This is a genomic window from Rhizobium lentis, assembly GCF_014200175.1.
Lineage (GTDB): Bacteria > Pseudomonadota > Alphaproteobacteria > Rhizobiales > Rhizobiaceae > Rhizobium > Rhizobium mulingense.
Genome location: NZ_JACHBD010000007.1, coordinates 44,647 through 70,490 on the forward strand (window position 1 = coordinate 44,647; position 25,844 = coordinate 70,490).

At 62.0% G+C, this 25,844-nt stretch carries 21 protein-coding genes and 1 tRNA gene; 10 read left to right on the top strand and 12 right to left on the bottom strand.

Annotation, left to right across the window (positions count from 1 at the left end):
* The first annotated feature begins 141 nt into the window (after positions 1-141).
* Positions 142-218: transfer RNA gene (locus tag GGI60_RS17445), tRNA-Arg, on the top strand.
* 32 nt (positions 219-250) lie between these two features.
* Here the strand turns inward: GGI60_RS17445 and GGI60_RS17450 are convergent.
* Both GGI60_RS17450 and GGI60_RS17455 read right to left on the bottom strand, forming a co-directional pair.
* Positions 251-496: a DUF982 domain-containing protein gene (locus GGI60_RS17450; protein ID WP_183917200.1), complete on the bottom strand. Its 246-nt coding sequence runs from the start codon at positions 494-496 to the stop codon at positions 251-253.
* Positions 497-588: 92 nt separating this feature from the next.
* Entirely contained in the window at positions 589-1,107 is a 519-nt protein-coding gene (locus tag GGI60_RS17455) for a DUF2937 family protein (RefSeq protein WP_183917201.1), read from the bottom strand.
* A 166-nt stretch (positions 1,108-1,273) separates the two neighbouring features.
* Between GGI60_RS17455 and GGI60_RS17460 the strand changes: the two genes are divergently transcribed.
* Both GGI60_RS17460 and GGI60_RS17465 read left to right on the top strand, forming a co-directional pair.
* Complete coding sequence (locus GGI60_RS17460) at positions 1,274-1,534, top strand: hypothetical protein (RefSeq protein WP_183917203.1); 261 nt, start codon at positions 1,274-1,276, stop codon at positions 1,532-1,534.
* 104 nt (positions 1,535-1,638) lie between these two features.
* Entirely contained in the window at positions 1,639-1,791 is a 153-nt protein-coding gene (locus GGI60_RS17465; protein WP_010034942.1) for a hypothetical protein, read from the top strand.
* A 116-nt stretch (positions 1,792-1,907) separates the two neighbouring features.
* On the opposite strand, the gene GGI60_RS17470 is transcribed toward GGI60_RS17465, so the two are convergent.
* Both GGI60_RS17470 and GGI60_RS17475 read right to left on the bottom strand, forming a co-directional pair.
* On the bottom strand, positions 1,908-2,198 hold the full coding sequence (locus GGI60_RS17470; RefSeq protein WP_010034950.1) for a BON domain-containing protein: 291 nt from the start codon (positions 2,196-2,198) through the stop codon (positions 1,908-1,910).
* Positions 2,199-2,260: 62 nt separating this feature from the next.
* A complete protein-coding gene (locus GGI60_RS17475) occupies positions 2,261-2,914 on the bottom strand; it encodes a hypothetical protein (protein WP_183917205.1) in 654 nt (217 codons plus the stop codon).
* 371 nt (positions 2,915-3,285) lie between these two features.
* On the opposite strand from GGI60_RS17475, the gene dxr reads away from it, so the two are divergent.
* The gene (gene dxr, locus GGI60_RS17480) at positions 3,286-4,476 is read left to right on the top strand and encodes a 1-deoxy-D-xylulose-5-phosphate reductoisomerase (RefSeq protein WP_183917207.1); all 1,191 of its coding nucleotides are present in this window, start codon (positions 3,286-3,288) and stop codon (positions 4,474-4,476) included.
* Positions 4,477-4,515: 39 nt separating this feature from the next.
* Here the strand turns inward: dxr and GGI60_RS17485 are convergent, their stop codons facing one another.
* The 7 genes from GGI60_RS17485 to hemA all read right to left on the bottom strand — a co-directional run bounded on the left by GGI60_RS17485 (position 4,516) and on the right by hemA (position 13,212).
* Entirely contained in the window at positions 4,516-5,601 is a 1,086-nt protein-coding gene (locus tag GGI60_RS17485; protein WP_183917209.1) for an ABC transporter ATP-binding protein, read from the bottom strand.
* Positions 5,602-5,612: 11 nt separating this feature from the next.
* Positions 5,613-7,535, bottom strand: coding sequence for a glycoside hydrolase family 127 protein (locus GGI60_RS17490; RefSeq protein ID WP_183917211.1), 1,923 nt, complete (start codon positions 7,533-7,535; stop codon positions 5,613-5,615).
* 15 nt (positions 7,536-7,550) lie between these two features.
* On the bottom strand, positions 7,551-8,414 hold the full coding sequence (locus GGI60_RS17495) for a carbohydrate ABC transporter permease (protein WP_097608910.1): 864 nt from the start codon (positions 8,412-8,414) through the stop codon (positions 7,551-7,553).
* Positions 8,411-9,328: a carbohydrate ABC transporter permease gene (locus tag GGI60_RS17500; RefSeq protein ID WP_183917213.1), complete on the bottom strand. Its 918-nt coding sequence runs from the start codon at positions 9,326-9,328 to the stop codon at positions 8,411-8,413. Before GGI60_RS17500 ends, GGI60_RS17495 begins: the two co-directional genes overlap by 4 nt.
* A 75-nt stretch (positions 9,329-9,403) precedes the next feature.
* Complete coding sequence (locus GGI60_RS17505) at positions 9,404-10,642, bottom strand: sugar ABC transporter substrate-binding protein (protein WP_183917215.1); 1,239 nt, start codon at positions 10,640-10,642, stop codon at positions 9,404-9,406.
* 40 nt (positions 10,643-10,682) lie between these two features.
* Positions 10,683-11,660 (bottom strand): LacI family DNA-binding transcriptional regulator, encoded by a 978-nt coding sequence (locus tag GGI60_RS17510; RefSeq protein ID WP_183917694.1) that lies wholly within the window; start codon positions 11,658-11,660, stop codon positions 10,683-10,685.
* A gap of 337 nt (positions 11,661-11,997) precedes the next feature.
* Entirely contained in the window at positions 11,998-13,212 is a 1,215-nt protein-coding gene (hemA, locus tag GGI60_RS17515) for a 5-aminolevulinate synthase (protein ID WP_183917217.1), read from the bottom strand.
* A 330-nt stretch (positions 13,213-13,542) separates the two neighbouring features.
* Between hemA and GGI60_RS17520 the strand changes: the two genes are divergently transcribed.
* From GGI60_RS17520 to GGI60_RS17530, 3 genes are all read left to right on the top strand, one after another.
* The gene (locus GGI60_RS17520; protein WP_004679653.1) at positions 13,543-13,800 is read left to right on the top strand and encodes a YMGG-like glycine zipper-containing protein; all 258 of its coding nucleotides are present in this window, start codon (positions 13,543-13,545) and stop codon (positions 13,798-13,800) included.
* 166 nt (positions 13,801-13,966) lie between these two features.
* Complete coding sequence (locus GGI60_RS17525) at positions 13,967-15,895, top strand: autotransporter assembly complex protein TamA (protein ID WP_183917219.1); 1,929 nt, start codon at positions 13,967-13,969, stop codon at positions 15,893-15,895.
* A gap of 61 nt (positions 15,896-15,956) precedes the next feature.
* Positions 15,957-22,379 (top strand): translocation/assembly module TamB domain-containing protein, encoded by a 6,423-nt coding sequence (locus tag GGI60_RS17530; RefSeq protein WP_183917220.1) that lies wholly within the window; start codon positions 15,957-15,959, stop codon positions 22,377-22,379.
* Between the two features lie 6 nt (positions 22,380-22,385).
* Here GGI60_RS17530 and GGI60_RS17535 read toward each other — a convergent pair whose 3' ends face one another.
* Positions 22,386-22,823 carry an Lrp/AsnC family transcriptional regulator gene (locus tag GGI60_RS17535; protein ID WP_183917223.1) on the bottom strand — a complete coding sequence of 146 codons (438 nt, stop codon included), beginning with the start codon at positions 22,821-22,823 and terminating at the stop codon, positions 22,386-22,388.
* A 122-nt stretch (positions 22,824-22,945) separates the two neighbouring features.
* On the opposite strand from GGI60_RS17535, the gene rocF reads away from it, so the two are divergent.
* The 3 genes from rocF to GGI60_RS17550 all read left to right on the top strand — a co-directional run bounded on the left by rocF (position 22,946) and on the right by GGI60_RS17550 (position 25,779).
* Positions 22,946-23,881: an arginase gene (gene rocF / locus GGI60_RS17540; RefSeq protein ID WP_183917224.1), complete on the top strand. Its 936-nt coding sequence runs from the start codon at positions 22,946-22,948 to the stop codon at positions 23,879-23,881.
* A gap of 24 nt (positions 23,882-23,905) precedes the next feature.
* Complete coding sequence (rocD, locus tag GGI60_RS17545) at positions 23,906-25,105, top strand: ornithine--oxo-acid transaminase (RefSeq protein ID WP_183917226.1); 1,200 nt, start codon at positions 23,906-23,908, stop codon at positions 25,103-25,105.
* A 197-nt stretch (positions 25,106-25,302) separates the two neighbouring features.
* Positions 25,303-25,779 (top strand): chemotaxis protein CheW, encoded by a 477-nt coding sequence (locus GGI60_RS17550; protein WP_011427049.1) that lies wholly within the window; start codon positions 25,303-25,305, stop codon positions 25,777-25,779.
* Positions 25,780-25,844: the final 65 nt, after the last annotated feature.

Below are 25,844 nucleotides of genomic sequence, written 5' to 3' on the forward strand. Positions count from 1 at the left end.
TCTTTCAATTCGGCGTCGCGCTTTAGGTTCTTTTTACGCATGTCGTCATCGCAAAATCGCCGCACAGTTTTGCGCGACATGCTTCGGCAACAATTAAGGCTTGGCTTCACGCCAAGCCTTTTGTATGCATGGCGTGCAAGTGGTCCCGTAGCTCAGCAGGATAGAGCACCAGATTCCTAATCTGGGGGTCGCGCGTTCGAATCGCGCCGGGATCACCAGTCTTTAAGCGATGAGCAGATCGCGTATTGCCTCACACCTTGATTGGAATCCCTGCCTCAATCGCAGCCTCGATGAAAGCCTGTCGCGCGTCCTCCCGGCTTCGCTTTCCGGAGATGACATCTGCGCACACGGCGCAAGCCCGATCCAGGGCGGGGCCCTCGTCTGTGGGCCAGTCTTCAATCAATGCCCATGTCGCAGCCTGCGTGGTCTGGATCACTACCCATTGATCCGGTCCTTCAAGGGCGATCGTCACCGGCTTCGTCCAAATGGTCTGCATTCTCTTTGGCCTTCCTTGGGTGCTGTGGGAGTAGTTAGACTGATCGATCTCGTCTTGCAAATCAGCACCGACCGCATTGCTTCCCAATCGGTTCAATGTGCGTGAGGAGAGGTTCGTCGGCCGCGCACAACCCGCCGCACGCTAAATCCCAGCAGCGCCGCAATCACCCAAGCGCTGATAAAACCAATCGCAGCCCAGACGAGGCCTGCGAAGCTGACCGGCACGCCGGGCACGAAATCCCGCAATGTATTGGCGAAAACGACATCATCCGGTTCCCCGATGAGCACGAACGGCTTGGTCACGGGGGCGGCGGCGCCGAGTTTCAGCTGCTGCGACAGCAGCGTTTCGTAGCGTGCGATCGTGCTTTGCATGGAGGCGCCGCGATCGCGCAGGAAGTCGTCGGAAGATTGCGCGTAGGTTTTCAGCGCCTGCTGGCGATTGAGGTGGTGCTCGGTCGCCTGCCTGTTGAAATCCTCGACGATGACGCGCAATTCGTCTATCGCTCCGCCGATTCGCTGGCGATATTGCTGGGCAAATTCAGGCGCCTGCGAAAGCACCGTGCCACCGGCAAGCCCGGCGACGATGGCGATGATTCTTGCAATCGGTCCCATGATCGATGCCTCCGGCTATCCCTGCGCTAACGATCCGCGGCCGCAAAGGTTTCTGCTTTCGACACAATCGGTAACGCTATGTGATTGAACCGGCGACGCTTCTGGCGAGTTGACACCATGACAACCGAGTTGCTCCCCGTGAGCAACTGAGAAAGAGAGGCTCGTCATGAAACAGTTCGTCCTCGCCTGCACGCTCGCCGCGGCGTCCGTTTTGTCAGCCATGCCGTCCCAGGCGGCAAGCGTGACCATCACCACGGATGACGCGCGCCCCTACTATCGTGATTCGGAGCGCCCCTATTACCGCCACCACAGTCCCTATCGCCACGACATGCGGCGGCGCTACGTTTCCCGCGATTGCTTCACCAAGACGGAAAAGATCCGCCGCCACGGCCATACGGTCATCAAGGAAACCCGAATCTGCCGCTAAGGCAAAGCCCGGCCGATCCTTTCGGCCGGGCTTTTCATCTGGTATCCTCCGGCAAGGAACTTCGCAAATCCCGCCGCGTTTAGGGCGAAATGGGAGTATTCGCGATGCTTATCAAGATGACTGTTCTGGCAATCGCGTATGTTGCGGTCTGCGCTCTGCTTCTCACTATCGCCTATCAGTTGCAGGGACCGGTGGCCACGGCGAAGACCGATCGGCCGGCCGGCTCGTCTTTTCTGATCGAGCGCTTCGCCGGTTGATCAGCTGAACGCCGGCCCGAGAAAGGCGACCGAGAAGGCAGCGCGGCTCGCCGTCGAGCCACGGCCGCGGCCTATCGACCTGCGCTCCTTCCAATGCGGTGGAGCGCCCCTCACCATCAATGCGTGCCGTCCAGGGAGAACCCGCCAAGGAGGATCCGGTTCTGAACGTTATGCACGCCCTCGACGGCCATGGCGACCGCGGTCGCCCGTTCGATCTCCCCGACTGTGCCGACCGTGCCGCTGAGCACGATCTGGTCTTTTTCCATCGTCACCTCGACGTCGGACGCATCGATACCGCCGGCAATCGCCAGTGCATTGGCGACGGCCGCCTCGACAGACGCGCGATTGGCGATTTCCGCTTCCATTTCAGGCTCCAGCCCGTGAAATGTCTGCTCCTTGAAAACCATGACCCGTTCCTCTGTGAAACCTTGAAAGGAAACGCCCGCCGGTTGGTTTTGGTTTCAGCGTGTTACCAGTTGAGGCGATAGCGCAGATTGAGACTGCCGGCCTCGTCCTCGGAAAACGGGTTGTTCATCGACGCATCGAGATTGAGGTTCGGCAGGATCGTCTGGCTGACAGCCACCGAACTGGAGAAATCGCCGCTGGCATTGCTGAGGCCGGCGCCAGCCGAAAGCGCGGTCCCTGTCCAGGGGTGGATGAGTTTCAGCGCCTGCGACGCCGTCACCGAGGCCTGCCGGGCATCGACCGGATCGTAACCGACGCTGACGGAGCGGCTCGATTGCATGTCGAGCGAATCCGACAGGATCCAGCTGCGCGAACGACTGAGCGTCAGCGCGCCGCTGCCGCGCAGCGTATCGACGCTGACCTTCACGCCCCGCTGTGATTGGCCTGCCGGTGTGACGTTCGTTCTCACGATTCTACCCCAGAGCATCGCCTGTTCGGAATCGGGCAGCGGCGCGCCTCCTTTCGTCGCTGCCAGCGCAATGTCGGCGCCGGCGCTTGTTTCCCATTCCGCCGGCAGACGAAAACCCATCGTCGCCTTGTACGACCGGTCCGAAAGCTTGGCGGGCGACCAGATCAGCAGGTCGTCTGCCTTTGCCGCCGCGGGAAGCGAAAGAAGCAGCACGGTGAAAAGAACGCAGGCTATCTTGAATATCGTCATGTGACCCAATCGTTTGGCAAGCTTGCTCACCGAACGGCGCGACGCCGCAACAAAAGTGCGCACTGAAAACCCGCAAGGAAGCAGCGCGGCCAAGCCGTCCATCCCAATGTCATCCTCGATTTAATATGTGGCCGAACGGCCGGCGGCAGCTAGGTGCCCGTCAAATGGACGCCGCTGCGCCCTTTGATACCCATGCGGCCATGAGCGGCCGCCTGAGATTCACGATTCCCTCAGGAATATTGCCAGGATCACATCTCGCCGCCGCTCTGTAAAGCCCTTGAGGGCCGAAATCTGCTGCACCGCACACTTGCCGCACCCTCCAAACCCTAGTAGAGCCTGAGCCTACGAGACAAATTTTCGCGAAATTCCACATGACGACCGGCAAAACGGCGCCGCGGCGCCTCAGCATCTTCGGTTCGACCGGCTCGATCGGCCGCAACACGCTCAATGTCGTCGAACACCTGGGCGGACGGGACAACTTCGAAATTTCGGTGCTGACCGGCAACGGTAACGTCGAATTGCTGGCCCGGCAGGCAAAAGCATCGGGCGCGCGGCTGGCGGTGACGGCGAGCGACCGGCATTACGAATCGCTGAAGAGCGCGCTTTCCGGCAGCGGCATCGCGGTCGCCTCGGGAAAATCAGGCCTTATGGAAGCCGCCGATCGCGAAGCCGACTGGGTCATGGCTGCAATCGTCGGCACGGCGGGTCTCGCGCCGACGCTCGCCGCCGCACGCCGCGGCGCCGATATCGCCCTTGCCAACAAGGAATGCCTGGTCTCGGCCGGCGATCTCTTCCTCAAGTCGATTCGTGAAGGCGGCGGCAAGCTGCTTCCAGTCGACAGCGAGCACAATGCGATTTTCCAGGTGCTGGAAGAAAGCCAACGCCACGCTGTCGAACGCGTCATCCTGACGGCGTCGGGCGGCCCCTTCCGCACCGCCTCGCTCAAGGAAATGGCCGATGTGACGGTGGAAACCGCGCGCGCTCACCCGAACTGGTCGATGGGCTTGAAGATTTCGATCGACAGTGCCTCGATGTTCAACAAGGCGCTGGAAATGATCGAAGCCCGGCATTTGTTCGGCCTGGCGCCCGAACAGATCGAGGTCATCCTTCACCCGCAATCGATCATTCATTCGATGGTCGGCTATACCGATGGCTCTGTCCTAGCCCAGCTCGGCGCGCCCGATATGCGCACTGCCATCGGTTATGCCCTGTCCTTTCCGCGCAGGCCGAACCTGCCGATCGAGCGCTTGGATTTCGCTAGGCTCGCGAGGCTGGATTTCGAAGCGCCTGACGAGGTGCGGTTCCCGGCGCTGCGGCTGGCGCGTCTTGCGATGACCCGCGGCGGTGTCCAGGGCGCCGTGCTGAACGGCGCCAAGGAAGTGGCCCTGCAAGCCTTCATCGAAGGACGCCTGTCCTTCCTCGCCATGGCCGACATCACCGAGAGGGTCATGGACGATCTGGCCCACCTGCCGCCGGCTGCCGGGATGGACGATGTTTTCAGCGCCGACAGCCAGGCCCGGCAGCGAGCTTCGGAATTGATGAAACTGGATCTCGTCGGCTGAGCCTACCGCATAATTCCTTAAGCGCTGTAGCGGCTGCAATTACCGCAACCGGTTGCCGCCCTCGTCGAACAACCGGCAATCAGCCGGCTCAAATAGCAGGCTGACCTGATCGCCGGCCGCGATGCTGACCGGCGAACGATGCTCGACAGTCAGCGATTGGCCGTCGCCAAGCTGACAGTAGAGATATTGCGTTCCCCCGAGATATTCCGAGAAATCGACCGTGGCCATCAGCCTGCCCGACCGATCGGGCGCCACCTTCAGATGCTCCGGCCGCAGACCGAGCGTCACGGCGCCGCCGGCCAGTCGGCCCGTGCAGGACAGGGCGGTTTCGATGCGGACGCCGGCAACTTCAACCAGGCCTTGCTCGGCCGAGCGAGCGGTTAGGAGGTTCATCCTCGGCGAACCGATGAAGCCCGCCACGAAGGTATTGGCGGGATCTTCGTAGATCTGCCGCGGCGTTCCGGCCTGCTCGACCCGGCCGTCGCGCAACACGACGATCTTGTCGGCAAGCGTCATCGCCTCGGTCTGATCGTGGGTGACATAAATCATCGTGTTGCCGAGATCGCGGTGCAGGCGGGCAATCTCGATGCGCATGGAAACGCGCAGCTCCGCATCGAGATTGGAGAGCGGCTCGTCGAACAGGAAGACATCGGGCTTGCGCACGATCGCCCGGCCGATCGCCACGCGCTGGCGCTGGCCGCCGGAAAGCTGTCCGGGCCGGCGGTCGAGCAGGTGGTCGATCTTCAGGATCGCGGAGGCCGCCTTGACGCGCGCCTCGATCTCGGCGGCGCTCGTGCGCGCCATCTTCAAGCCGAAGGCGAGATTGTCCCGCACGCTCATATGCGGGTAGAGCGCGTAGGACTGAAAGACCATCGCAATGCCGCGTTCGGATGGATCGAGATCGGTGACGAGACGTCCCTTGATCTCGATCTCGCCGTCGGTAACGTCCTCGAGGCCGGCGATCATTCGAAGCAGCGTCGATTTTCCGCAGCCGGACGGTCCGACGAAAACGACGAATTCGCCCTCATCGATCGTCAGATCGATCCCGTGGACCACCGGCAGACTGCCATAGCTTTTTCGCACGTCCTGGAGCACGACGCTCTTATTGCCCATACCGTTCGTCATCCCCAAACGACCTACTTGTCCGCCTGGACCCAGACGAGCATCTCTCCGGGCGCGCGGTTGTCCCACAGATGATACGGCACGAAGCGCGCCGTGGCGACCCGCCTTTCGGCCGGCGCCTGGCGGTAGAGCGGCGCTCCCCAGTTCGATGTCTCCTCGCGTTCGACTTTGAGATCAAGGGCGACGGCATCGTTGAGGTCCTTCAGCACGACGGTTTCGGCGGCCGGCAGCGTGCGTGGCAGGACGATGGCGTTGAGATCCTCGCCATTATCCGTCGTTTCCACGCAGTAGACGAGCGGGCCGCGCATCAGGGCGACCCGGCCGGCATCCTGGCGCACCTTCGGATTGGCATATTGCGGGCGAAGCGAAAGCGGCAGATGAAGGGCGACGCGATCGCCGTCGGCCCATTGCCGATCGATCCTGGCATATCCGTCACGGATATGGTCGCTGAGGTCGAGCATCGACCCGTTGACGCTGAGGGTTGCGCCCTCCGCCCAATCGGGAATGCGCAGCGACAGCGCGAAGGCCGCCGGCTTCTTCAGCCGGGTGGTAAAGGCCACCGCACCGTCCCACGGATAGCTGGTGGTCTGCTCCAGTTCCACCTCGGCGCCATTGGCGAGCTTCAGCCGAGCGGTGCTTTCGCCGTAGAGATGCACGGCGATCTCATCATCGGCAACCGCATACATGTACGAGCCGATCGAGGTCACCAGACGGGCGATGTTCGGCGGGCAGCAGGGGCAATGGTGCCATTTCCACCGGTGGTGCTTGCCGGCGCTTTCAAGCGGATTGTCGTAGAAGAAGGTCTTGCCGTCTGTGGAAAGGCCGGGCAGCGCGCCGTTATAGAGCGCCTGCTCCATGATGTCGGCATAGCGCCGATCCGGCCCGCGCCCGAGCATGCGGCTTGCCCAGAAAACCAGACCGACAGAGGCGCAGGTTTCCGCATAGGCCGTGTCATTGGGCAGATCGTAGTAATCGGTGAAGCCTTCATTGGAGGCGGCCGGCCCGATTCCGCCGGTGATGTACATCTGCTTGGTCGTCAGATCGTCCCACAGCGTTTCCAGCGCCGCCGTCAGGCTGTCGTCCCTGTATTCGGTGGCGATATCGGCCATGCCCGAATAAAGATACATGGCGCGCACAGCGTGGCCGACGACCTTTTTCTGCTCGCGCACCGGCTGGTGCGCCTGCCCATATTCATAGGTCTTCTGATGGTAATCGGACACGCTGCGGCCGTCGCGAACGGCCTCCGCCGTGAAGAAATGCGGCTCGGTGCCGCGTTCGTCGATGAAGAATTTCGACAGGTCGAGATACTTCTTCTCGCCCGTGACGCGGGCGAGCTTGACCAGCGCGAGCTCGATCTCCTCATGGCCGCAATAGCCGGGGATCTGGCCTTCGCCATGGCCGAAAACCTTGATCATGTAATCGGCATAACGGCACATGATGTCGAGTAGCTTGCGCTTGCCGGTCGCCTGATAATAAGCGACCGCCGCCTCCATCAAGTGTCCGGCGCAATAGAGTTCGTGATGATCGCGCAGGTTGGTCCACCGGCGGGATGGTTCGACGCGCTGGAACCAGGCGTTCAAGTAGCCGTCCTTGTCCTGCATCCGCTCATACATATCGATGATCTCGTCGGCGCGCGCCTCGAGCTTCGGGTTCGGCCGGCGGTAGAGTGAATAGGCGATGGTCTCGATCGACTTGCCGAGGTCGGAATCCCAGAACATCTGCGTCGTCCCGCCCCAGGGCTGAATGGGAATGACGACACCGGGGCTAGGCTGATTGACATCGATCGCCTTGAGCATGCCGGCCTCGACGCAGCGGTCGAGCAGCGTCTCGGCGGTGGAGTTGCAGACGGCATCCTGCCATTTGCCCCAGAAGCCGCCGAGATCGACATCGGGAACGGCGACGGGACGAAACTGGCGGTCATTGCTTGATTTGGTCATGGGCTCGACTTTCTCTCATTTCACCGCGCCGGCCATCAGCCCGCGCATGTAGTAGCGTTGCAGTAGCAGGAAGACGATCAGGCATGGGATCGTCATGACGATGACGCCGGCCTGAACCGCTCCCCAGTTGATGGCGCCGAGGCGCCCGGCGCGGACCGCCGTCATCAGCACCGGCAGGGTGTATTTCTCGTTGCTGGAGAGCAGCACGAGAGCGGCGAGAAACTCGTTCCAGGCATTGAGGAAGGCAAAGATCGCCACCGTAGCGACACCGGGCAGCACCAGCGGCAAGAGAACGCGGGCAAGAAGCCGGAGGTCTCGGGCCCCGTCGATGCGGGCGGCCTCCTCGATCTCCTTCGGCACGGCGTCGAAGGCGTTGCGCATCATGAAGACCGAGAAGGGCAGTTGCAGCGTCACATAGACGAGTGTCAGCCCGATGAGCGAATTGTTGAGGCCGAGCTTTGCCAGGATGATGAAGAGCGGCGTCAGGATCGACTGGAACGGGATCATCAGCGTGGCGATGATCAGCACGAAGAGCGCATTCTTCATCGGGAAGCGATATCGGGAGAAGCCGTAGCCGGCGAGCAGGCTGACGAGGACGGTCAGCACGACGGTGGCGACCGACACGAACAGCGAATTGATCATATGCCGCCAGATGCCGGCGCCGAACGTATCGAGCAGCGCATAGGCATCGAAGCTGACGCCCGATGTCGGCCAGGGCGGCAGAGGCGGCAGGCTGGCCTCCGTGCCCTGCCGGAAGGAGGCGAGCAGCGTGATCGCGAAGGGCGCCAGAAAGAAGATCGAAATGGCGATGCCGGTGAGATGATAGACGGACTTCACGCGGATCGCCTTGCGCGTCCGGCGTTCCCTTGACGTCGTCATGGACGCTCCTCCCCGACGCGCAGCAGCCAGAGCTGCACGATGCTGATCGCCACCAGGATGGCGAGAAGGGCGATCGAGAGCGCTGCGCCATAACCCAGGTTGAACGACACGAAGGACTGGTTGAAGATATAGTAGACCACCGAGATCATCTTGTTCTGCGGTCCGCCCGACGTCATGATGTAGAACTGGTCGAAGGCGAGGATCGAGCCGGTGACCGAGACGATCAGCGCCAAGGCGATCGTTTTGCGCATCAGCGGCAGCGTCAGGTGTCGGAAACGCTGCCAGCGGCCGGCGCCGTCGATGCGGGCCGCCTCCGTCAGTTCGGACGGAATGGCCTGCAGCCCGGTCAGAAGGATGATCATGGTGAAGCCAGCGATCTTCCAGACGACCATCACCACGACAGTGAGAAAGGCAGTGTCAAAGGTCGCCAGCAGATTCGGGCTCTTTTCGACGAGGCCGAGCGCTTTCAGGGCTGGGCCGATGAAGCCGCTATCGACATTGGCAAGCCAGACCCAGAGCAGCGAGGCCGTCGCAAGTCCGACGACGACGGGCAGGAAGATGATCGTGCGATAGGCGCTGACGAACTGCCGTTCCTTTTCGACGAAGATCGCCAGCGGAAAGGCAACGGCGAAGATCGCGATGGTGACGATGACAGTATAATAGGCGGTGAAATTCAGCGCCGTCATGAACCGCGTGTCGTTGACCATGCGGTAATAGTTGTTGAAGCCGATCCAGCGCGACGCGCCCATCAGCGGCCAGTTATGCAGGCTCATCCATCCCGTGAAGAGAACCGGCATGATGAAGAAGACGATGACCAGCGCCATGGCCGGCGCGATATAGGCAAGGCCGCGCCAGTTCGATCTGCGCCGTCGCCTGCGCCGAGGCAATAGAATCTCTGAGCCGGAACCGGTCATCGAAACGCTCCGCATCTTTGAATTGGAATTGGCCGGGAAGCTGCCACCGCTCCCCGGCCGCGGCCGTGGGAGAGTTTATTGGCCGCTATCGATGATCGATTGCATTTCCGACTGGGCGCTGGAAAACGCACCATCGACATCGTCGCCGAAGATGGCGGCGTTGGTGAAGCTTGCCCATGGGCCGTTGGCGCTGTTGATCAGGTCGTTGAACTGCAGCGTATAGGGCGTCTTGGCGACGCTGATCGCCTTGAGGCCGACCTGCATGCGCGGATCGAGGCCCTCCAGCACTTTGTCGGCGATATCGCCGCGTGTCGGCAGGCTGCCATATTTCGCCATGATCTTCTGGCCGTCCATCGAATAGATATATTCGAGGAACTCCTTCACCGCGTCGATCTTCTTCGTTCCCTTGGTGATGACGAAGTTGTCGCCGCCGGCGAAGGACGAAGGTTTGCCGTCAACCCCCGGAATGAGGGTTACGCCGAAATTGATCTCCGGATGCTGGGTGACCAAAGTTCCGATTGCAAAGGCGCCGAGGCTCTGCTGCCCGATCTTGCCGTTGGTGAAGGTCAGGAAGTTCGTGCCGTTGTCGCTGGCCGCGCCCGCCGGCACCAGATCTTTCTTGACCATATTGCGGTAGATGTCGACCGCCTTGCGCATCTGAGGCGTATCGAGCGTCGCCGTCTTGCTGTCGGCCGACAGGATGTCGGCGCCCGCACCCCAGACGAGCGGCGTAAAGGTGAAGATCATGCAGCCACCGCAGCCACCGCCGGAGAAATAGAAGCCGTAAGTGTCGTCACCCAGGGCCCGGATCTTCTCGGCGTTGGCGGTGATTTCATCCCAGCTCGCCGGCGCTTTCTCCGGGTCGAGACCGGCCTTCTTGTAGAGATCCTTGTTCCAGGCGAAGACCGAAGTCTCCACCGAGAGCGGCAGGCCGTAGATCTTGTCCTGATAGGTGCCGAGGCGGACATGGGACGGCGAAAGCGAATTGAAATAAGGCAGCGACTTTGCCCAGTCCGTTAGGTCTTCCAGCTGGCCGGCCGCGGCAAAAGCCGGGTTATAGATGAGATCCATCGACAGCGCATCGGGCGCCTGCCCGCCGGCAATCGCCGTCGCATATTTCTGCACCAGTTCGGAGAACGGCACTTCGGTCATGACGACCTTGTTCTCATGGCTGGAATTATAGGCTTCGACAACCTTCTTGAAGGCGTCGCCGATCCCCGAGCGAACCCACATTTCGACATTTTCGGCAGCCGACGCAGCCGAAAACAGGCATAAGGTAGCGATGCCGGTCGCCGCCAATAGACGCTTGATCATGACATTCCTCCCAATATGGCGCATCTCCTCGCGCCTTCGCTCATTCCCTCGAGGTTTTACCCCCGCATGACTGCCGGACGACGAGCCGGCACGGCAATTTCCTCACGCCCGGCTCGACAGGCCGTCCTTCCGCAAGCTCCAGCACCGTTAATCCGGCCTGTCGCCCGAGCTCCTTGAGCTCCATATCCACCGTCGTCAGCGGCGGCCGCGTCTGAGCCGCGACGATCTCCCAATTGTCGAAGCCGATGACCGAGACGTCCTGCGGCACCTTGATGCCGCGCTCGCGTAGCGCATCCACCGCACCGCGAGCGATCTGGTCGTTGCCGCAGAAGAGCGCGTCCGGTTTTTCCCCCGGCCTCTTCCACAGCTGCTCGATCGCCTCATGGCCCCAGCTTTCCGACCAGACGCCATAGAGCACCGGCTCGCGGTGGCCCGCCACGTCATGATAGGCGCCGGCCCGTTCCCGCACCGAAAAAAACTCCTCCGGCCCGGTGATATGTGCGATCCGCCGCCGCCCGATCTTCGCGAGCCATTCGACCGCCAGTTTCGCGCCCTGCTCGTCGTCCGAACGAAAGGTAACGCTGTTCTGCGTCCCCTCCGTAAAGGCGTAGACGACGGGCACATGCAAATTCGACAGATCGACGGGCAGACGTCTGTCCAGCCGCTTGCCGGTCGCAATGATGCCGTCGACCTGCTTGTCCAGCATCGCATCGACATGGGTCTGGGCGAGCGCCGGATCGTCTTCGATGGCGCACAGAAAAACCGAAACTCCATGATCGACGAGCGCGTCCGAAATGCCTGCCATCACAGGCAGCGTAAAACGGCCGTAAGTGTCGTTCGTCAGCAGTCCGATGGTGAAGCTGCGCTTGCTGAGCAGACCCCTTGCCAGCGCATTCGGCCGATAGCCGATTTCGCTGGCGATCCGTTTCACTCTCTCGCGTGTTTCCGCTCCCATCCGACCCGTATCGTTGAGCGCCTTCGACGCCGTCGAAATGCTCACCCCTGCCGCCGACGCCACCTCATGGATGGTGATCCTGCCTCTTTTTCCTCCCGCTAGGTTCAGCGCTTCCTCCTTCTGAAGTCGCCTGAGAAAAGCTTTTACCAAGTCCACTGTCAAGTGAGAAAAGGTTTTCTCATGCAATTCGGAAGGCCGGCGTCGAAGAGGTGCTGCACGGCGAAAAGGGAGCGCACGGGATCTGGGACCGATAGGCACGCGTCCCAACGCACCAGCGCCGGATGGTACTGTTTAGCCAGAAAAGGTTTAGGGGCGAAGTCTAACGGCCGCAAAACCAATCGCGGCCAGAACCTCCGATGGAGGATTCTGGCCGCGATTCCAAAAGGGCAATCTTAGAGAATCAGGCGACGTGCCTTGCCAGCGCGCAGCGCGACCAGAGCGAATGCAGAGCGTCGACCAGATGCGCGATATCGGCGTCGGAATGCAGCGGTGTCGGGGTGATGCGCAGCCGCTCGGTCTTCTTCGGCACGGTCGGATAGTTGATCGGCTGGACGTAGACGCCGCAATTGTCGAGCAGCAGGTCGGAGATCCACTTGCACTTGGCGGCATCGCCGACCATGACCGGCACGATGTGGCTGGGATTGTGCATATGCGGAATGCCGCGCTGGTCGAGCATGGCCCTGAGCTTGCGCACCCGGTCCTGATGGCGGGCGCGCTCGAACTGGCTGACCTTCAGGTGCTGGATCGAGGCGACCGCACCGGCGGCTAGCGCCGGCGGCAGCGCCGTGGTGAAGATGAAGCCGGAGGCAAAGGAGCGGATGAAGTCGCAAAGGGCTGCCGACGCGGCGATATAGCCGCCCATCACCCCGAAAGCCTTTCCGAGCGTGCCCTCGATGACGGTCAGCCGGTCCATTAGCCCCTCGCGTTCGGCAATGCCGCCGCCGCGCGGGCCGTACATACCGACGCCATGCACTTCGTCGAGATAGGTCATCGCCCCGTATTTGTCAGCGAGGTCGCAGATCTCCTTGATCGGGGCGATATCGCCATCCATCGAATATACGCTCTCGAAGGCGATCAGCTTCGGCGCCTTCGGATCGGCGGCTTTCAGCTTGGCTTCGAGATCGGCGACGTCATTGTGCTTCCAGATCACCTTGCCGCATTTGGCGTAACGGATGCCCTCGATCATCGAGGCATGGTTCAGCGCATCGGAGAAGATGATCAGGCCGGGGATCTTGGCGCCGAGCGTGCCGAGTGCTGCCCAGTTGGAGACATAGCCCGAGGTGAAGATCAGTGCCGATTCCTTGCCGTGCAGATCGGCGAGCTCACGCTCGAGCAGGACATGATAGTGGTTGGTGCCAGAAATATTCCGCGTGCCTCCCGCACCCGCGCCACAGTGGTCGATGGCGGCCTTCATCGCCTCGATCACCTTCGGGTTTTGGCCCATGCCGAGATAGTCATTGGAGCACCAGACCGTGACTTCCTTCTCGCCATCGGCCGTATGACGCGTAGCACGCGGGAAGTTGCCGCGATGACGCTCGAGATCGGCAAAAACGCGGTAGCGGCCCTCGGCATGAAGCCCGTCCAACTCGTTTTTGAAAAATGCTTCGAAGTCCATCTTATGCTCCAGTATCACGCGGCCGTTCTTGCCGACCGGACGTCCGCGCGTCAATGCTTACCCTTTGCTTTAACATCAACTGCGGCAAAAGGCCCAGATTTTTGAATGATTCCAGACAAAAAAATGCCTGCACCACAATCAGTGGGATCGGTGCGGCAAAAGCGCCTGACATAGGCGCAAAATCCGCACGGCCCGCAACAACATCCTTGATGCAAAAAAATCAAGACAAGAGTGGACAACCCTTTCTTCCGACATAGTTTTCCAGCTAGCCTGACAAAAAAACAAAAGGGACGGCCTATGCCCACTGGACGACAACCTCGGAGAAAAGAGATGAAAAAAGCTGTCATACTCGCATTGATCGGCCTGTCGATCGCAAGCTGCACGCCGACCCAGCAGGGCGCCGGTATCGGCGCTGCATCCGGCGCCGTCATTGGTGGTGCGGTCACCGGCAATGTCCGCGGCGCGGCCGTCGGAGCCGCCATCGGCGGCGTATCAGGCGCTCTAATCGGAAGCGTCGCGGAACAGCCTGGCCAGTGCTATTATCGCGACCGCTACGGCCGCCGCTACATCGACGCCTGCCCACGCTGAGCGTACGCAGAACGGCAAAAACAAAAAATCCCGGACACACATCCGGGATTTTTTGTGCTGAATTAGCGCGTGGGCAATTTAAAATGGTACACCCTGCGCGATTTTGCCGCTAAGCTGTTCACAGCTGGGCAACGAAGCTTCATGTAGGCGTAACCAAAAGCAGCGGATGCGGATTAGAGGGACAAGTCCGAAAATAGGTACTGCGTATCGGCGAACAGGCACCATGATGGTGGTCGCGGCGGCAGCTGCTTTCTCACCGGTCCTGATCGGCGACGCTTACGCCTTCAAGCTTTTCGGCATTACCATATTCGGCAAGGAGGAGGATGAAGGCGAACAGGTGCCCGATCCGGTGCGCTATCACGTCGACCTCAAGGCCGACACCGCCGATCCGGATCTTAAGGAAGCGCTGGAAAACAGCTCCCGCCTTGTCAGCGACCAGAAACGGCCAGTCTCCGGTGACCTCGGCATCGTCATCAAGGCGCGTGATGACCGTGAGCGGCTGATCGCCGCCCTATATGAAAAGGCCCGCTACGGCGGCGTGGTCACGATCACCATCGATGGCAAAAACATCGACGACCTGCCGCCCAATCCGACCTTCGACCGCTCCGGGCCGATCCCCGTCACTGTCGACATAACACCTGGCCCCGTTTTCAGGGTCAGGGAAGTGCAGTTCGGTGGCGACGCCGCAGGCCATAATCCTGCCGATTACGACCTCTCCCCGGGCGCCGAGGCCGGTTCGCTCGCCATCATCAAGGCCGGCGACAAAATAGTCGAGCAGTTGAAAAGCGAAGGCCGCCCCTTCGCCAAATTGACCGAACGCAAGGTCGTCGCCGATCACAGGAGCGATACGGTCGACATCGTGCTCGCAGCCGAAGGCGGACCTGTCGCCCCGATCGGCGATGTCGGAGTCACCGGCGAAAAAACCGTGCGGCCAGGTTTCATCCAGCGTTATTCCCGGCTGAACAAAGGGGACGCCTATTCGCCGGAAAGGCTGAAGAAGGCCGGCGAGCGCCTTCGCGCGCTCGGCGTCTTTTCGAGCGTCACCATTCATGAGGGCGATGCGCTGGCGCCCGACGGCACCCTGCCGATGACGATCGAGGTTTCCGAGGGCAAGAGGCGCTATTTCGGCGTCGGCGCCCAATATTCCACCACCGACGGCCTCGGCATCCAGGGCTATTGGGGCCACCGCAACCTGTTCGGCGAGGCCGAGACGCTGCGGATTGAAGGCTCAGTCTCGCGGCTCGGCGAAGCCACCGATGTCGGCAGCTTCGACTATTCCGCCGGCATCCTCTTTACCAAGCCCGGCGCCTTCTTCCCTGCTGCCACCCTGAAGGCCGGCATCGTCGCCAAGACCCAGAATCCGGATGCGTATAACGCGACGCTGGTCACCGCCTCGCTCGGCCTTTCCTACGAATTGACCGACAAGGACACGGTATCGGCGAGCGGCGAAGTCAGCTGGGAGCGCGATGACGACGCCTTCGGCACCAATGACTATCTGACCATCGCGCTACCACTCCAATATGATCGTGACGCTCGCGACGACAAGTTCAATCCGACCGAAGGCTATCGGGCCACAGTATCAGCAAAGCCCGGCTACGAGATCTTCAACGCCACCCCCTATGCGGCGTTCGAGGGTTCGATCTCCGGCTATTTGCCGTTCGGCGCCGAGGACCGCTTGGTTCTGGCGGGTAAGCTTGCCGCTGGCGTGCTGATCGGCGGCGGCGGGATCGAGGATATTCCTGCCACACAGCGCTTTTTCGCCGGCGGCGGCGGTTCGGTGCGCGGATACAGCTACCAGGAAATTTCACCTTACAACGATAATGGCGACGCTACCGGCGGCCGCTCATATGTGACCGGGTCGCTGGAGGCCCGCTTCAAGATCACCGATACGATCGGCCTCGTGCCCTTCATCGATGTCGGGACCGTATCGGACAGCACCTTCCCGGGTTTTTCCGATATCCGCGCCGGCGCCGGCGCGGGAATACGATATGCCACACCTTTCGGGCCGCTGCGGCTTGATTTTGCCGTGCCGCTGAACAAGTACGAAGATGGCACAGATTATGGAATTTATGCCGGCATCGGCCAATCCTTCTAGGGTTGCCGATTCGGGTTCCTTCCGATCGATGGGCCGCATGAAAACGGGGTAGTCCGCGCCGATGCAAACGCTGACAAAAATCATCAACTGGGTCGTGCGGGTCACCGGCTATGCCGTCGGCGCCATTTTGATTCTCGCTGTCGCGGCACTTGCGATCTTCGGCTTCACCTCCTTTGGCGCCCGCATCGTCACCGAAAGGATCGCCTCCACTCTTTCCAACCGCGACATGACGATCGAGGTGCGCGAACCGGAAGGGCTATTGACCGGCGGGCTTCGCGCCGCCGAAATCTCCCTGTCCGACACGCGGGGCGTTTTTGCGGAAATTCATGGCGTGGCGATCGATTGGAACCCGCTGGCGCTGCTGACGGGAACATTCCACGCCAAGCGTTTCCAGATCGACACGATCAGCGTGCTGCGCAAGCCGGTGCGCACCCTGCCCTCCCGGCCCAACGCAGAAAATTCCGGCGGCTTCGCACTTCCGGTCAAGGTCGATGTCGACCATGTGGCCCTGCCCGATATCAAACTGGCCGAAGCTTTTGCCGGACGCGCTTTCGCGCTCGCCGCCGAAGGCAGCCTTTCGGCGGATGGCGACGGCGGCGAAGCGATGGTCAATGTCAGCCGCCACGCGGTTCCGGATGCGCGCCTAACTGCCGATATCGCCTACGCGCCGGCCGAAAACCGGCTGCGGCTGAAGGCGCAGCTTGCCGAGCCGAAGGGTGGGCTGTTGGCGGATTTCCTCGGCCTGCCCGGCAATCCTGCCGTTAACATCGACCTCGACGGCCAGGGACCGATATCCGACTGGGCAGGCAAAATGCAGGCTGCACTCGACGGACAGCAGCGCGCTGCAATCGAGGGCCGGCACTCGATTAGCGCAGACGGGCTGCACCATCTCGATCTCAAGGGTGGCGGTGACCTGAGCTCGCTTCTTCCCGCAGCATTCCGACCGCTTTTCGCCGGCCAGACCAATATCGACCTTGCCGCCACCTTCGACGATCATCGCAAGATCGATATCCAGACGGGCAATATCGCCACCGGCAGCGTCGTCATCGCCGCATCGGGCACGCTTGATCCGGCCGGCAACAACAGTCTCAACGCCAACCTGCTCGGCACATCCGGACCTGTCGATTTCCGCTGGCCGCTCGCCGAAGGCGAAGCGCGCTTCCTGATATCCGGCCTCAATCTGGCGCTGACCGGCGATGCGCAGGCGGCGCGACTAAGTGTCAGTGGCTCGCTGGACAGTGCAACCCTCCCGCAGGCGGATATCGGCAACGTCAAGCTGACGGCAAAGAGCGACGCCTTCAATCTTGCCGCCCGCGCCGGCAGCATCCAACTGCGCCTTGTCGCCGGCGACGTGACCTTTGCCGAGCCGAACCTCAACCGTGCGGTCAAAGGCCCGGTCACGATCGCCGCGCCGCTGCAGATCACGGCCGGCGGCATTGGTTTCAATGGCACCACCGTCGAGAGCGCCAATATCAACGGCAGCCTCAACGGCTCCTATCAGCTAACAGACCGCGCTCTGACCGGCAATATCAAGCTGGTCGTCGAACCGGCGGCTCTGCCGGCCGCGGCGACAAGCAGGTTCGACGGGCCAATCTCGCTCGAGAGCCAGGTCGCGGGTGCCATCCCGTCGAAATTCGCGCTGTCCAACCTCGTCGTCAAATCCGGAACGCTCGAAGCCGCCGGCAACGTCGCGCTCGACGGCTCGACCTTGAACGCCGATCTCTCGGGCCGGCTGCCCGACGTCAGCAAGCTGATGGCGGGCGCAAGCGGCGGGGCCGCTTACGCGTTGCGGATCGGGGGCGAATTGCCGGCCCTCTCCGTGACAGCCAATATCAAGGCTGCCAGCCTGCAGATGGCCGATCGCATGCTTGCCAACCTCAATATCGATCTCACCGGCGTCGCCGATCCGAAGGCGCCACAGGGTAAGATTGCCGCGAGCGGCACGATCGACGGCCATCCGATCGGCGTCAATGGCGATTTCCGCTCCGAGGACGGCAGGATGAGCATTCCAGCGCTGACCGCCGACATCGGCGGCAACCGGCTGACCGGCAATCTGGAATTTTCGCCCTCCCTGACACCCTCGGGCGCATTGACTTTCGATTTTCCCAATATCGGCCTGCTCGCCGCCCTCGGCGGACAGAAAGCCGAAGGCGATCTCAAGGGATCGCTCGGCATCGCCGGCGACGGCGCCAGGATTGCCCTGAAGTTGCAAGCGACCGGCAATTCGCTCCGCCGCGATACACTCGCCATCGTCAAACCTGAGATCGATGTCACGGTGAGCGATCTCAGCGCCCTTGCGGCAAACGGCACGGTCCGGGCGGATGAGGTGAATGCCGGCGCAAACAGGCTGGCCGGCCTTTCGCTCGCTTTCACCAAGCAGCAGAATCAGACCGACTTCGATCTCAATGCCGCCTATGATGGCAATCCGGTGCTGGCGGCCGGCAATATCCAGACGACAGAGGGCACGGTCGACGTCAATCTCGATCGTTTCTCGGCAGCCCCGCGCAATATCCCGATCGAGCTTGCCGCAGCGACGCAGGTCAAAATCGCCGGCGGCGCCGCCAGTCTGGGCGGACTGACGCTGAAAACAGGCACCGGCTCGGTGAGCGTTACCGGTTCGGCTGGCGAGACGCTGAAGCTCGATGCCGTCATCAAGGAGCTGCCGGCAGCGCTCGCCAACGGTTTCGTGCCCAACCTTTCCGCTGGCGGCACGATCTCCGGAACGATCGCCGTGACGGGAACGCCGGCCGCGCCCGTCGCCGACTTCAAGCTTGACTGGAAGGATGCGACGACGGGCCAGACCAAGGGGGCCGGGTTGGCGCCGTTCGCGATCGCCGCCGGCGGCAAATTTGCCGACAAGAAGCTCGATTTCGTCACGACGATCGGCAGCGCCGACGGCCTCTCGCTCAAGGCGGCCGGCGATGTCGGCCTCGCCGACCCGACGGCGCCGGTGCTCGATATCGACGCCGATATCCGCAACCTGCCCGCCCGTTTCGCCAATGGTTTTGTTCCCGATCTCGCCGCCGAAGGCGCGATTACGGGAAGGGTGAGCGCCGCCGGCTCGCTCAAGGCTCCGACCGCCAATTTCGATCTCGCCTGGAAGCGTGCCGCGACGAGCCACACCAGGCGCGCTGGCCTTACCGGGCTTGATGTGACCGCGTCCGGCAAATTCGCCGACAACACGCTCGATTTCAATGCCGCGGTCAACGGCGCCGACAGCCTGTCTCTTAAGGCAAATGGCGCTGTCGGCATGACAGGGACGACGATCGGTAGCGTCAAGATCGACGCAACACTGACCAATGTCCCCGCAGCTGTTGCAAACGGTTTCGTCCCCGATCTCGCAGCGGCAGGCCTTGTCTCCGGAACGGTCTCGGCGAGCGGATCACCTGCCGCCCCGACCGCCGATTTCGATCTCCATTGGCAAAATGCCGTCACAAGCCAGACGAAACGCGCCGGCCTCGGCGGTCTCGGCGTGACGGCATCCGGTAAATTCGCCGACAACAATCTCGATTTCGACGCCGCGGTCAGCGGCGCCGACGGGCTCTCGCTCAAGGCAAACGGCGATGTCGCCATCACCGGCAAGACGCTCGGTGCCGCCAAGGTCGATGCGACGCTGGCAAATATCCCGGCAAGCATTGCAAACAGCTTCGTCGCCGATCTTGCTGCCGAAGGCTCAGTCTCGGGAAAGATCTTGGCGGCAGGCTCACTTTCCGCGCCGACCGCCAATTTTGATTTCAGTTGGAAAGGTGCTGCAACGAACCACACCAGGCGTGCCGGGCTTACCGCTCTCGGCATTACCGCATCGGGAAAATATGCCGAGAACAAGCTCGATTTCAACGCAGCAGCGCTTGGCGATCAAGGCCTCTCACTAAGGGCCATGGGCAATGTCGCCCTCGCCGGCACGACGATCGACAGCGTGAAGCTCGATGCCGAGATCGCCAAGGTCCCCGCCGCCCTCGCCAACGCCTTCGTTCCCGGGCTGGCGGCCGGCGGCACGATATCCGGCACCATGTCTGCGGCCGGCACACCCGCCGCACCGAAGGCCGATTTCAAGCTCGACTGGACGGATGTCGCAACCAGCCACACCAGGACCGCCCAACTTTCCGGCCTCGCGCTTACCGCATCGGGCCACCTTGCCGACAATAAGCTTGATTTCGACGCCAATCTCGGCGGCAAGGACGGCCTCTCGCTGAAAGCTGCGGGCAGTGTCGCGATATCGGGCACCTCGGTCCGCAACCTTGACGTCAAGGCCGATCTCGCCAATCTGCCCGCGAGCCTTGCCAACGGCTTCGTTCCCGGCCTTGCGGCAGAGGGCACGGTGTCGGGAACGGCATCCGCCTCCGGCGCGCTTCCCAAACCCGCCGTCGACTTCAAACTTGACTGGAAAAGCGCCGCCACCGCCCAGACCAGGAGCAGTGGTCTTTCTGGCCTCAGCGCCGCGGCATCCGGTAAATTGGCCAATGACAGGGTCGATTTCGATGCCAGTCTCGCCGGCAAGGACGGCGTGCTGGCCAAGGCGACCGGCGGCGTCACGATTGCCGGAACGGCCATCCGCGACCTTTCGGTCAATGCCGATATTCCCGCCCTGCCGGCAAATATCGCCAATGCCTTTGTTCCCGGGCTCGGGGCCGAAGGCACGCTATCGGCCAGCGCCGTCACATCGGGAACGCCGGCCAATCCGGTCGTCGATTTCAAGCTTGACTGGAAGGATGCGGCGACCAGCCACACCAAGGTTGCCGGCCTCTCCCGTCTTGCGCTGGCGGCAACAGGAAAATATGCCGGCGACAGGCTCGATTTTGATGCGGACCTCCGCGGCGGCGGCGGCATTGCGCTGAAAGCCGTCGGTAATCTTTCCATTGCAGGCACCTCGATCCGATCGATCGACGTCACCGCGAATGCCGCCAATGTTCCGGCTGCCCTCGCCAACGGCTTTGTTCCGGGTATTGGCGCTGACGGTACGATCTCGGCGACCGCCAAGGCGACCGGCACGCTGTCCGCGCCCGCCGTCGATTTCAGGGTCGATTGGAAGAACGCCGCGACGAGCCAGACAAAGGGCGCCGGTCTTTCGCCGTTCACCATCGGCGCATCGGGCAAGCTGGCCGACAACAAGCTGACGGTCGACACCAGTCTTGCCGGTGACGCCGGCATGTCGCTGAAGGGCGGCGGCAGTGTCGTGATGTCAGGCAATCGGGCTCTCGACCTGCGCTTCAACGGCAATGTTCCTTTCGCAGTGCTCGGCACCCCGCTTGCGCAGCAGGGCCTGGTCGCCGAGGGGGTCGCCACCGTCAATCTTGCGATCGGCGGAACAGCCGCAGCACCTGTCATCAACGGCACGGTCTCGACCAATGGCGCCAAGCTCGTCGACGTCAGACGCAATCTTGCTGTCAACAATCTCGCAGCCACCGTGACCTTCAATGGCACCCAGGCCGTGATATCGCGTCTCAGCGGCAATCTTGGCGGCGGCGGCACGATTTCGGCGAGCGGCACCATCGGTATCCAGCCGGCCGGCGGCTTTCCCGCCAACATTTCGATCAAGCTCGACAAGGCAGTCTATGTCGACGGAACCCTCGTCGTCTCGACCGTCAACGGCACCGTGAGCCTGCGCGGGCCGATCATGAGCGCGACACTGAGCGGCAAGCTGCGGCTGGACAAGACCTCGATCACCGTCCCGGAAAAATTGCCGACTTCGCTCAGCGAAATCGACATAAGGCACAAGAACGCGCCGCGGGCCGTAGTTGCGCAGCTGCGGGAGGACGGCGAGCGGAAAACCGGCGAGAAATCCTCCGTGATCACCCTCGATCTCGAACTCGACGCGCCCTCGCACATCTTCGTGCGTGGCCGCGGCATCGATGCCGAACTCGGAGGCCGCGTGACGATCCGCGGAACGGCGGCAGTACCCGTCGTCACCGGCGGGTTCACCATGCGCCGCGGCCGGTTGACCATTCTCAACCGCCGTCTGAATTTCTCCGACAAGAGCAGGATCACCTTTGCCGGCGATCTAACGCCGGCGCTCGACATGGAAGCTAGCTCAACCTCCGGCACGACGACCCTGACGGTCGATGTGGCCGGCCTCGCCACCGATCCTTCGATCACCTTTTCCTCCTCGCCCCAGCTGCCGCAGGACGAGGTGCTGGCGCAGCTGATCTTCGGCCAGTCGATGTCGAAACTCTCGCCGGTGCAGATCGCCCAGCTCGCCGATGCCGTCAGCCAGCTGGCCGGCAACCGCTCCACCTCGCTTTTCGAAGGCCTGCGCAACCAGCTCGGCGTCGACGATTTCGACGTCAGCACCGATGAGAAGGGCCAAACGAGCGTCAGCGTCGGCCGCTACCTCAACGACCGCACCTATTTCGAACTGCAACAGGGCGGCGCGGCCGGCGCCAAGGCAATCATTAATCTCGATGTCGGCCGCGGAGTCAAATTGCGCGGCGCCGCTGGCGGCAACGGGGCGGGCGAAGCGGGCATCGTTTATGAGCGGGAATATTGAGGCGGCCTAGAAGCCGGTCTTGCTCGTCTTGAGAAGGATGTTGGTCTCGGTCGAGTTAATACCGTTGATCAGCCGAATGCGGCGTAGCGTCTCGTCGAAGGAGGCAAGGTCGCGATCCTCGAGTTCGGCGACGAAATCCCATTTGCCGTTGGTGCTGTGAAGGGCGCGGACCTGCGGCAGACCCCGCAACTGATCGGCTACCCTGTCGGCCAGTTTGCCGAGCACCTCGATCATGACGATGGCGCGCACGCCGGCGGATCGCGTCTCGTGACCGGTCCGGATGGTGAAGCCGACAATGGTGCCACTGGCAACGAGCCGGTCGATGCGGGCGGCGACCGTTGCCCGCGACGCACCGGTCTGAGCCGCAAGCGAGGAAACGGACATCCGGGCATTGTGGCGAAGCGCGCTCAAGAGTTCGGTATCGAGATCGTCCACGCTGATCACTCTGTCAAGATAGCTTTATCATTCTGCGCAATCATATTCCATTTCTGACACTTTTCCATCTTTTTGCCGGCAGCCCTTTATCCCACTATCGGCCTAAACAGGCCTCAACGCGGAGCCCTCGCATGAATGTCCAATCGCGATCTGTCACCCTCATCGGCGCACCCTTGGAGGAAGGCTCCGGCCGCAGAGGTGCTGCCATGGGCCCCGCGGCGCTGCGCATCGCCGGCGTCGACCAGACACTGATCGATCTCGGCCACGATGTCGCCGATAATGGCGACCTCAGGATTGTGCCGGCGATGGACCTGCCAAATCATTCCAAGGCCCATAATCTGAGGATCGTCGGCGCCTTCACCCGCGCACTCGAAAGCAGCGTCTATGATGTCGCCGCCTCCGGCCGCTTTCCGCTCATTCTCGGCGGCGACCACAGCCTTTCCATGGGCAGCGTCTCCGGCATGGCCCGCTATGCCGCCGGCAAGGGTCGTCCGCTCTTCGTTCTCTGGCTCGATGCCCATGCCGATTTCAATTCTCCGGCCACCTCCCCCTCCGGCAATATTCACGGCATGCCTGTCGCCTTCTTCTGCGGCGAGGCGGAGTTCGCCGAGATCCTGCCGAAGGGCCGTCCCTTCGTCGATCCGAAGCATGTTTTCCAGGTCGGCATCCGCTCGGTCGATGCGCGCGAGCGCGAGGAAATCCACGAACACGGTGTCAACGTCTTCGATATGCGTGCCATCGACGAACAGGGCATCGGCGCCATCATGCGCCATATTCTCGATGTCGTCGCCAAGGCCGACGGCCTGCTGCATGTCAGTCTCGATCTCGATTTCCTCGATCCCGATATTGCCCCTGGCGTCGGCACGACGGTGCCGGGCGGCGCGACCTTCCGCGAGGCCCATCTTGTCATGGAGATGCTGTCCGACAGCGGTCTCGTCTCGTCGCTCGATCTCGTCGAGCTCAATCCGTTTCTCGACGATCGTGGCAAGAGCGCCCGCATATTGGTGGAATTGACGGCCAGTCTCTTCGGCCGCCGCATCTTCGATCGTCCAACCCGTGCCGCATAGATCAGGCTTAGAGGGAAAAGAGCCATGACCACTTCGGAAAAATTGATCGCCACGGAACAGCGGCTCGGCGCCAATAATTACAAGCCGCTCGACGTGGTGCTGACGCGCGGCGAAGGCGTGTATGTCTGGGATACCGATGGCAACCGTTATCTTGATTGCCTCTCTGCCTATTCCGCCGTCAACCAGGGCCATTGCCATCCGAAGATCCTCGCCGCCATGGTGGAGCAGGCCGGCCGGCTAACCCTCACCTCCCGCGCCTTCCGCAACGATCAGCTCGCCCATCTCTATGAGGAGCTCGCGGAGCTGACCGGCTCGCACAAGATCCTGCCGATGAACTCCGGCGCCGAAGCGGTGGAGACCGCCATCAAGGCGGTGCGCAAATGGGGCTACGAGGTCAAGGGCGTGCCGGAAGGCCAGGCGGAGATCATCGTCTGCGCCGACAATTTCCATGGCCGGACGCTGAGCATCATCAGCTTCTCCACAGACCCCGACGCTCGCAACGGCTTCGGCCCCTACACGCCGGGCTTCCGCATCATTCCCTTCGGCGATGCCGAGGCTTTCGCCGCCGCCATCAACGACAATACGGTGGCGGCGCTGATCGAGCCGATCCAGGGGGAAGCCGGCGTCATCATTCCACCGGCCGGTTATTTCTCCCGCATCCGCGAGCTCTGCACGGCAAACAACGTCACCCTCATCCTTGACGAGATCCAGACCGGCCTCGGCCGCACCGGCAAGCTGCTGGCCGAAGAGCACGAGGGCATCGAGGCCGATGTGACGCTGATCGGCAAGGCGTTGTCCGGCGGCTTCTACCCGGTATCCGCGGTACTTTCGAATTCCGAGGTGCTGGGGGTGCTGAAGCCCGGCCAGCACGGCTCGACCTTCGGCGGCAACCCGCTCGCCTGCGCGGTTGCGCGCACCGCGCTGAAGGTGTTGACGGAAGAAGGCATGATCGAAAACGCCGCAGCGATGGGCGACTATTTCCTCGAAGGCCTGAGGTCGATGCGCTCGAACATCGTCCGCGATGTGCGCGGCCGCGGTCTGATGATGGCCGTCGAGCTGGAACCCGAGGCCGGCGGGGCACGCCAATATTGCCATGCGCTGAAGGAGCGCGGCCTTCTCGCCAAGGACACCCACGACCATACGATCCGCCTTGCCCCGCCGCTGATCATCTCAAGGGAACAGGTCGACTGGGCAGTCTCGCAGATCGAAAAGACGATCGGCTGACGGAAATCGAGACTGAAAACCTGGGTAATCCGGTTTCCGATTTAGATTTGGGCAACACTCTTTCGCTAATGTCGTCGTAACCGTAACGATGCTTCGCCGGACGCAAAGCCATCGCGTGGTGTGAAGGCAAAGCTCGTCAGCGCCAATGGGGGCGCACTCGCTTCTGCTTTGGCTTACGACAGTTGGGAAGAATTCTAATGGCTACGATCAATTCCACTAGCTTCAGCGGCGATACGCTCGAGATCATTGCCTTCCGCCTGCATGATCAGGAATTCTGCGTCAAGACCACGACCATCCGCGAAATCCGCGGTTGGGCGCCGTCGACGCCAATCCCGCATGCGCCGGCCGATGTCATCGGCGTCATGAACCTGCGCGGCTCGGTCATTCCGATTATCGATCTCGCCTACAAGCTCGGCATGAAGAGCACCGTCGCCAACGAGCGCAGCGCCATCGTCGTTGCCGAAGTTCACAGCATGGTCATCGGCATGCTGGTCGACCGCGTCTCGGATATCCTCACCATCTCCTCCAGCCAGGTCCAGCCGGTGCCCGAGGTGACCGCCTCCTTCGACCGCGCCTATTGCGAAGGCATCATCGCGTCGGAAAACGGCATGATCTGCTTCCTGAACCTCTCCAAGATGTTCAAGGAAAACGAAACGGACGATCTGGCAGCCTGATCCGCCAATAGAATTCGCCCATCGAGAACCGCCCGTCCGGGCGGTTTTTTATTTGCGCACGGCAA

What these genes read in the sequence shown, in the direction of transcription:
- GGI60_RS17450 (WP_183917200.1), bottom strand. Translation starts at nt 496, where the DNA reads ATGCAGACCATTTGGACGAAGCCGGTGACGATCGCCCTTGAAGGACCG.
- GGI60_RS17455 (WP_183917201.1), bottom strand. Translation starts at nt 1,107, where the DNA reads ATGGGACCGATTGCAAGAATCATCGCCATCGTCGCCGGGCTTGCCGGT.
- GGI60_RS17460 (WP_183917203.1), top strand. Translation starts at nt 1,274, where the DNA reads ATGAAACAGTTCGTCCTCGCCTGCACGCTCGCCGCGGCGTCCGTTTTG.
- GGI60_RS17465 (WP_010034942.1), top strand. Translation starts at nt 1,639, where the DNA reads ATGCTTATCAAGATGACTGTTCTGGCAATCGCGTATGTTGCGGTCTGC.
- GGI60_RS17470 (WP_010034950.1), bottom strand. Translation starts at nt 2,198, where the DNA reads ATGGTTTTCAAGGAGCAGACATTTCACGGGCTGGAGCCTGAAATGGAA.
- GGI60_RS17475 (WP_183917205.1), bottom strand. Translation starts at nt 2,914, where the DNA reads ATGACGATATTCAAGATAGCCTGCGTTCTTTTCACCGTGCTGCTTCTT.
- dxr (WP_183917207.1), top strand. Translation starts at nt 3,286, where the DNA reads ATGACGACCGGCAAAACGGCGCCGCGGCGCCTCAGCATCTTCGGTTCG.
- GGI60_RS17485 (WP_183917209.1), bottom strand. Translation starts at nt 5,601, where the DNA reads ATGACGAACGGTATGGGCAATAAGAGCGTCGTGCTCCAGGACGTGCGA.
- GGI60_RS17490 (WP_183917211.1), bottom strand. Translation starts at nt 7,535, where the DNA reads ATGACCAAATCAAGCAATGACCGCCAGTTTCGTCCCGTCGCCGTTCCC.
- GGI60_RS17495 (WP_097608910.1), bottom strand. Translation starts at nt 8,414, where the DNA reads ATGACGACGTCAAGGGAACGCCGGACGCGCAAGGCGATCCGCGTGAAG.
- GGI60_RS17500 (WP_183917213.1), bottom strand. Translation starts at nt 9,328, where the DNA reads ATGACCGGTTCCGGCTCAGAGATTCTATTGCCTCGGCGCAGGCGACGG.
- GGI60_RS17505 (WP_183917215.1), bottom strand. Translation starts at nt 10,642, where the DNA reads ATGATCAAGCGTCTATTGGCGGCGACCGGCATCGCTACCTTATGCCTG.
- hemA (WP_183917217.1), bottom strand. Translation starts at nt 13,212, where the DNA reads ATGGACTTCGAAGCATTTTTCAAAAACGAGTTGGACGGGCTTCATGCC.
- GGI60_RS17520 (WP_004679653.1), top strand. Translation starts at nt 13,543, where the DNA reads ATGAAAAAAGCTGTCATACTCGCATTGATCGGCCTGTCGATCGCAAGC.
- GGI60_RS17525 (WP_183917219.1), top strand. Translation starts at nt 13,967, where the DNA reads ATGCGGATTAGAGGGACAAGTCCGAAAATAGGTACTGCGTATCGGCGA.
- GGI60_RS17530 (WP_183917220.1), top strand. Translation starts at nt 15,957, where the DNA reads ATGCAAACGCTGACAAAAATCATCAACTGGGTCGTGCGGGTCACCGGC.
- rocF (WP_183917224.1), top strand. Translation starts at nt 22,946, where the DNA reads ATGAATGTCCAATCGCGATCTGTCACCCTCATCGGCGCACCCTTGGAG.
- rocD (WP_183917226.1), top strand. Translation starts at nt 23,906, where the DNA reads ATGACCACTTCGGAAAAATTGATCGCCACGGAACAGCGGCTCGGCGCC.
- GGI60_RS17550 (WP_011427049.1), top strand. Translation starts at nt 25,303, where the DNA reads ATGGCTACGATCAATTCCACTAGCTTCAGCGGCGATACGCTCGAGATC.